Source organism: Mesorhizobium sp. WSM4819, from assembly GCF_055811215.1.
The window spans coordinates 314517-321084 of record NZ_JBVVQO010000003.1; the positions used below are offsets into that span (position 1 = coordinate 314517).

Annotated in this window: 6 protein-coding genes and 1 pseudogene; 1 reads left to right on the top strand and 6 read right to left on the bottom strand. The window is 61.2% G+C overall.

The window, feature by feature from the left end:
• Positions 1 to 122 precede the first annotated feature (122 nt).
• On the top strand, positions 123 to 881 hold the full coding sequence (locus AC0L18_RS05335; RefSeq protein ID WP_473490916.1) for a sensor histidine kinase: 759 nt from the start codon (positions 123 to 125) through the stop codon (positions 879 to 881).
• Positions 882 to 1007: 126 nt separating this feature from the next.
• Here AC0L18_RS05335 and AC0L18_RS05340 read toward each other — a convergent pair whose 3' ends face one another.
• From AC0L18_RS05340 to AC0L18_RS05365, 6 genes and pseudogenes are all read right to left on the bottom strand, one after another.
• A complete protein-coding gene (locus AC0L18_RS05340) occupies positions 1008 to 2519 on the bottom strand; it encodes a mechanosensitive ion channel family protein (RefSeq protein ID WP_473490917.1) in 1512 nt (503 codons plus the stop codon).
• Positions 2520 to 2618: 99 nt separating this feature from the next.
• A complete protein-coding gene (locus AC0L18_RS05345) occupies positions 2619 to 3872 on the bottom strand; it encodes a cytochrome b (protein WP_473490918.1) in 1254 nt (417 codons plus the stop codon).
• Positions 3873 to 3957: 85 nt separating this feature from the next.
• Complete coding sequence (locus tag AC0L18_RS05350; RefSeq protein WP_292545199.1) at positions 3958 to 4125, bottom strand: hypothetical protein; 168 nt, start codon at positions 4123 to 4125, stop codon at positions 3958 to 3960.
• Positions 4126 to 4273: 148 nt separating this feature from the next.
• A complete protein-coding gene (locus tag AC0L18_RS05355; RefSeq protein ID WP_473490919.1) occupies positions 4274 to 4480 on the bottom strand; it encodes a (2Fe-2S)-binding protein in 207 nt (68 codons plus the stop codon).
• A 51-nt stretch (positions 4481 to 4531) separates the two neighbouring features.
• Positions 4532 to 5491 carry an MBL fold metallo-hydrolase gene (locus AC0L18_RS05360; RefSeq protein WP_473490920.1) on the bottom strand — a complete coding sequence of 320 codons (960 nt, stop codon included), beginning with the start codon at positions 5489 to 5491 and terminating at the stop codon, positions 4532 to 4534.
• Positions 5492 to 6253: 762 nt separating this feature from the next.
• Positions 6254 to 6568, bottom strand: a pseudogene (locus tag AC0L18_RS05365) (hypothetical protein); the annotation flags it as partial.

Genomic DNA, 6568 nt, shown 5'->3' on the forward strand with positions numbered 1-6568 from the left:
AGACATATACCGCCGTATGGCTCGCCCTCGTCCTCCATCCAATCGACCCGGAAATGCTCCTCAATATAGTGTCCTCACACGACCGGATTGCCAGGGTCGACCGAACAAAAGAGGGCATGAAAATGTCAGGCGCGGAAACAAGATCAATCACGGCCGACAATCATGTCTTTGACCGAACTACTGATGTTCCCCTGTCCGACCCGCCGGCAGAGCAGTCGACGGCCGGCATTGTTCATGATCTGGGCAATCTTATTCAGGTCGCTTCATCTGCACTGAATCGGGTCGCCCGCGACCCGAGCGTCTCGACGGCTCCAGCTCTCGACCCCGTAATCGCCAGCGCCAGGACCGCCCTGCAGCAAGCTGCCGCACTTGTCAGGGAGACGGTCGGCCGGGCCGCGGCAAGTCATCGAGCGCCGGAACATGCGAGCGTGGGCGCCTGCTTGGCCGAGCTCGAAAACCTTGTCCGAAGCGCATGGGAGACGAACGTTCGTCTCGAAGTTCGCTTTGGGCGCGATCTACCCGCTGCGAAATGCAATCCGCTGGGTTTGCAGAACGCGGTCTTGAATCTCGTATTCAACGCGCGCGACGCGATGCCGTACGGCGGGTTGATCTCGATAAACGCCGCCGCGGTCGTTCAGGATCCTGGCACCGTCGTCGAGCTCCGTATCGAAGACAGTGGAATCGGAATGACGCGGGAGACCGTGCTCCGCGCCTTCGATCCCTTTTTCACTACCAAGGGCACGGGCCTGGGCGGCGTCGGCCTGCCGATGGTGAAGCATTTTGCCGAGCGCCACGGCGGGCGCGTCGATATCGAAAGCGCCTTCGGCTCGGGCACGACAGTGATATTGCGCCTGCCCGCCATGGAGGCCCGTCAGGATTAACTGCAAGCCAATAGGGTGCCGGCTCACAGGGCGCCCCTGGAGGGCAATACGCGCCGTACCTTGAAACCGCTCACAGGTTCACCGGACACCGGCAAATCGATATCTGCGACGCCGGTTGTCGGATGCTCATGGCTTTCTCCCTTCTTGTAGGCCCGGTCTGCCGGCGCTCGAAACGCGCCGGAACGGTGCTGGGTGAAAGATCGTCTGCATGGCTTTGAGCAGCGCGAATTTCGAATCCGTGTGCTCTTGTCCGGTGCGGCTACCGCCGAGGGACATCCTGGCTGAGAGGACCGCCGCAAGATCTTCAGCCATTTCGGGCCGATCGAGCAGCAGGGGCGCGAAGCTTTGCTGGTCAATCTCGTAGACCACGACGTGGCTCATTGTGCGCAAGGTCGAGGTCTCGCCAATGCCCGCGAGCAGACCCGTCTCTCCGAAAAAGTCGCCGGGAGCGAGGTGGCCGATCTCCTGCGGCTGGGCGTCATCTTCGCCGCGCTCTCGGACGATGATGCCCGTCCGAACAATCATGAGGGAGGGCAGCATCTCTCCCTGTCGTGCTATGATGTCGCCCTTGCGATAGGTGCGCACCGTAACCGTTGCCGCGAGGGCTTCTTTTTCGTTGTCCGTCAACGCCGAGAATACTGGTATGGCATTTATAAGCTTGATCGGCGTGACTTCTGGGAGATTTGCCGTCTCTTCGTTCGGCAGGTCATTCATGAGAATCGAAGAGGAGGATGGCATTGCCAGCCGCAAACCCGCGGACTTGGAATGACGGTAGACAAGATCGAAGATTTCGTTCGTCGCTGGAATACGCTGGCCAACATTTGCGACCCGAAAAAACAGATCGACCTCGATCGCCGTCGCATCCAGAGCTTTGATGGCGACCACTGGCGGCGGCTCCCTCAGTATTGTGTTGCTGCTTTGTAAGGCCGCGTTCATGACGTCCGCGACGATCGCCGGCATCTTGGTCGGCGCCAATCTTATCGTGATGGACAGCCCATGGCTCTCCTCAGGGCTGCTGACATTGGTCAGCCCGAGCTTCGCGAGGAAGCTGTTCGGCAGCGCCACCACGTTGTGGGCCAAGGTGAGCAGGTGGGTCGATCGCCAGTTGGTCTCCACGACGCGGCCTTCGGTGCCGTCGCTCAGAACGATCCAGTCCCCAAGCACATAAGGTCGGCCGAGGGTGAGCGCGATGCCCGAAAAGACGTCGCTCAGCGTATTCTGGAGCGCCAGTCCGAGTACGATGGCAAAGACGCCCGAGGTGGCGATCAGCGTTCCGACCGGCGCACCGAAGACGAAAGCCAGGATTGACAGCAGCATCCCAACATAGACGGCGCCGACGACGAGGTCCTGCAGAAGGCGCGCCTCGCGCGGCTTGCGCTCGAACACGAGATAGATGCGGACAAATCCGATCAGCGCCCAGGCGAGGTGAACCCACCACAGCAACTTGGCCGAACCGACGAGGATTGCGCTAGCGGTTGTCTCGGTGCCCCGTGTCGGTTCGTAGGGGAGCACGGCTCCGTCAAGCAGCAGGACCGACATGGTAAGGAAGAATGCGATCTGGACAATCAGCCTGGTGGTGGAGAGCCGCCGCGGAATGACGTGCCAAACGACTATGCCGGCGAGACCGACCAGCACCATGTAGAGATGGGGAGCATTCCACCAGCTCGTGACCTGATCCGAATCCATAAAATCCTCGCACAATCCTCGCCTCGGAGCATGACGAGCGAACCTTGGGTGTTAATCCTTGCCTTTCTCCAGGATCGCTTCGGTTATCGAGCTCGGCAGCCGGCGCGGCGTCTCGATCGCGCCCAGAAGCGGCATGACGACTAGAAAGAACGCGAAGTAGTAGAGGGTCGATACCTGCATGGCGGGGATATACCAGCCTTCCGCCGGCTTGGACCCCAGCCAGCCAAGGAAGAGGGCGTTGGCGACAAACAGCCAGAAGAACCGCCTGTACCAGGGCCGGTAGACGGCCGAGCGCACCTTCGACGTGTCGAGCCAGGGCACGAAGAACAACACGGCGATGGCGCCGAACATGGCGAGCACGCCGCCGAGCTTCGAGTCGACCGGCCCGATGTTGAAGGTGACGGCGCGCAGGATCGCGTAGAAGGGCAGGAAGTACCACTCGGGCACGATATGCGCCGGCGTCTTCAGCGGGTCGGCGGCGGTGTAGTTGTCTGGATGCCCGAGATAGTTCGGCACGTAGAACACGAAGTACGCAAAGGCGAGCAGGAACACCACGGCCCCGAGCACATCTTTCATTGTGGCATGGGGCGTGAAGTCCACGACGTCGGTTTCCGACTTCACGTCGATGCCTGCCGGATTGGTCTGGCCGGCGACGTGAAGCGCCCAGATGTGCAGGATGACGACGCCCGTCAGCATGAACGGCAGCAGGTAATGCAGCGCAAAGAAGCGGTTTAGAGTCGGATTGTCCACCGCAAAGCCGCCGAGCAGAAGCTGCTGGATCCATTCGCCGACCAGCGGAATGGCGCTGAAGAAGCCGGTGATGACGGTCGCGCCCCAGAACGACATTTGTCCCCAGGGCAGCACGTAACCCATGAACGCCGTAGCCATCATCAACAGAAGGTTGGTGCAGCCGAGGATCCACAGCAGTTCGCGCGGCGCCTTGTAGGAGCCGTAATAGAGGCCACGGGAGACATGGATGTAGACCGCGATGAAGAAGAACGACGCGCCGTTGGAGTGCAGGTAGCGCAACAGCCAGCCGGAATTCACGTCACGCATGATCTTGTCTACGGAATTGAAAGCCAGTGTCGTGTCGGCCGCGTAGTGCATGGCCAGCACGACGCCGGTAACGATCTGCGCGGCCAGCATCATCGACAGGATGCCGCCGAACGAATAGGCGTAGTTCAGGTTGCGCGGAACCGGGTAGACGATGAACTGACCATGCACCAGGCGCGGCACCGGCAGGCGCGCGTCGAACCAGCGTCCGATCCTGGTCTTGGGAATATAGGTGGAATGCCCACCGCTCATCGGAGTGCCTCTGGTTTTGAAATTGCCGGTATCGATATCGGCCGGCGCTCCTTGGCCAGCCGTCCTTTAACACGGATGAGCGGGTTCACTCGCGGTCACGAACCTTCCTCGACGGGACGCGTAAGTAGATCGGCCGGACCATCGCGCGCGCAAACCCGTTACCGCCGCGCCTAACCGGCTGCGCCGTCGTGTCGACGGCCCAGACCCTCAGGAAGATCTGCAGCATCCTCGAAAGAACGAATCCGAGCGTCATTCCCGATGCTCCTTGGTTGGGTTGTGGAGGACCCAAGCATGCCAGCCTTTCCAGTGTTCGAACTATCATGCCGAGGACGCATGCATCCGATACGTTGGTCTATGGGTTCCTGACTGAAAGGCTGCGCCGGACGGCCGAGGCGGCCAAGTCAGGACTGCGTGCGGCCGTTGCAGGATGCCGCACGAGCGCTGGCGAGCGCCTCGTCAATGATGCGGCGGATAGTACGCGCGCAACGGCCGCACTGGGCGCTGCAGCCGAGACAGCCATAGACCTGGCGGATCGAGCACGTCCGCTCCGCCTTGACGGCGGAGCGGACATCCTGATCGCTCAACACATTGCACGAGCATACGATCATGGCGCGATAAGTCTCGATCCGACCTGGTGCGGCTCTGACCCGACAAGCGGGTCAGTAGTCCCAGACAGCCGGTACGCAACGAAAGACATCGCCGTCCATCGCCACATGGCAGATGGACGGGAATGGCAGGTGAGTGGCCACCAGCGGCTCACGGGTCGCGGCCAGCTCCCGCAAAAGATTGATGCGGACGCGGGCCGCCTCCTCAGGGTCGTGTTCGAAGCCGTTGTGCCAGTCGGGTTGGTCGAACCCGACCTGGAACACGGCGTCGCCGGCGAAGGTCAGCCTATCGCCGCCGGACGCCAGGCGGACCACGCTGTGCCCGGGGGTGTGGCCGCCAGTGAGTCTGACAACCACCCCCGGCGCCACCTCGTGCTCCGTCTCAAACGGCCGCAACTGGCTGCGGTACTCGTTCACGAACCGCTTGGCCGCCCGCCGAAGCGCATCCGGGAACCCCGTTGGCATGGAGGCGCGGGAGAAATCGGGCGACTCCCAGAACTTGAGCTCGGCGGCCGCCACGTGAATCCGCAGATCCGGACGCAGCCGGTCCTTCACCCCGTCGATGAGCAGGCCGCCGATATGGTCCATATGCATATGGGTCAGCACCACGTCGGTGACGGACGCGAGATCGATGCCGGCGGCCTCCAGTCGCGAGACCAACCGCCCGGCCCGCGGCAAGTGCAAGTCCGGGTCCGCCCCCAGCCCGGCGTCCACGAGTATGGTCTGGCCGCCGCTGCGCACGACGACCACGTTCAGCGGCCACTCGAGCACGTCCGGCGGCAGGAACATGTCGTCCAGCCAGGCCGCCCGGACGGCCGGGTCGACGTTGTATGCCATAACCGGGGCTGGTATCGGCAGCACTCCATCGCTGACGATCAGCACATCGATGTCGCCGACCTGCAGTGCGTAGCGCGACGGAACCAATTCGGGCTCCGGTCTACCGTTGCCGTGCTTCGCGTTCAGGCTGTCGGCACAATGCTGGATCGAGGGGTGTGAAATGTTGTCCAGGGTCATGTTTGTCTCCTGCTGACCACGGCCGTATCGGCCACCTCCGCCGCTGGCGCCCGTGGATTTGGCATGAGCCTCCATGGACCGCCACCTGGCGTCTACGGAGGAAGTTGCACGGCCTCGGCCTGCGCCACCATCGGACGGAAGCACCGGTCAGGCGATGCGAAAGTCTATGGCAGACCCGTTGCGAGCATGGGTGATATCCCGCGAAAGTCGGAAGACGCCGCTTTGAGCAGCGAGCAACGGCTGTGCCTCTCGCCTGTTGGCAGTACGCCCAGCTGTGTTGACACCAGCTTACTTGCCGCCGCGGCATGCTCGATCGGTCGCGCCAACCATCCCATTAGCACGTCGTTACCGCCTTTTGCCGCACGCGTCGCCCAAGCGTCTTTCCAGCCTTGAAATAGCTGGACTATACATGGCTGCACAAACCTGACTGACGAACTGGACGACAATAGAATTTAAGAGCGGGCATAACTCGCCCTTCCCGCTCACGGATTGAGTCGATGCACCTGACTCCTGGGGGCATAGAATCCAGATTGGCCCGCTTCTAAGCGAAGTTGACCATAACTGGTTGATATTGAATAATTTTGGTGGGCCCGGAGGATGTATCAAGAACTTTGATTTCATTGTCTTTTTCGCGGGCCAAAATCAGAAATCTTCCCGTATCGCTCCGTATGGTTCCGCGTCTAAGCAAAGGACGCTGCACAAGATGGGGCTTCATGCAGGTCCTAGGATGTGGGCTTTGCGTGGTATGATTTCGCATAGCGATCAGCCGCCGCTGTCCAATTCCGTTCCGGTTCTCAGGCACTCCAGATAGGCGCGATAGGCGAAGCTGCGGTCGCGCTTCTTCCCGGTGGTTTCCACGAGAATATCGGCTTCGGCCAGCGCCTCGATCGCACGGATCGCGGTCGGCTTGCTTGCGCCGATCAACTTTAGTCGGCCGTGAAGAATACGGAAGCCGCTGATATCGCATAGGAATAGTCTACTTTTCAGGCTTCCGAATTGTAGGTAACGGCCAGTTTGTGGATAGTTTCCTTGCAATTCCAGTTTGCGATTTCGCCGCCTGGCGAAGCGTGATTCACT

What these genes read in the sequence shown, in the direction of transcription:
- AC0L18_RS05340 (WP_473490917.1), bottom strand. Translation starts at nt 2,519, where the DNA reads ATGGTGCTGGTCGGTCTCGCCGGCATAGTCGTTTGGCACGTCATTCCG.
- AC0L18_RS05355 (WP_473490919.1), bottom strand. Translation starts at nt 4,480, where the DNA reads ATGATCGTATGCTCGTGCAATGTGTTGAGCGATCAGGATGTCCGCTCC.
- AC0L18_RS05360 (WP_473490920.1), bottom strand. Translation starts at nt 5,491, where the DNA reads ATGACCCTGGACAACATTTCACACCCCTCGATCCAGCATTGTGCCGAC.
- AC0L18_RS05345 (WP_473490918.1), bottom strand. Translation starts at nt 3,872, where the DNA reads ATGAGCGGTGGGCATTCCACCTATATTCCCAAGACCAGGATCGGACGC.
- AC0L18_RS05350 (WP_292545199.1), bottom strand. Translation starts at nt 4,125, where the DNA reads ATGACGCTCGGATTCGTTCTTTCGAGGATGCTGCAGATCTTCCTGAGG.
- AC0L18_RS05335 (WP_473490916.1), top strand. Translation starts at nt 123, where the DNA reads ATGTCAGGCGCGGAAACAAGATCAATCACGGCCGACAATCATGTCTTT.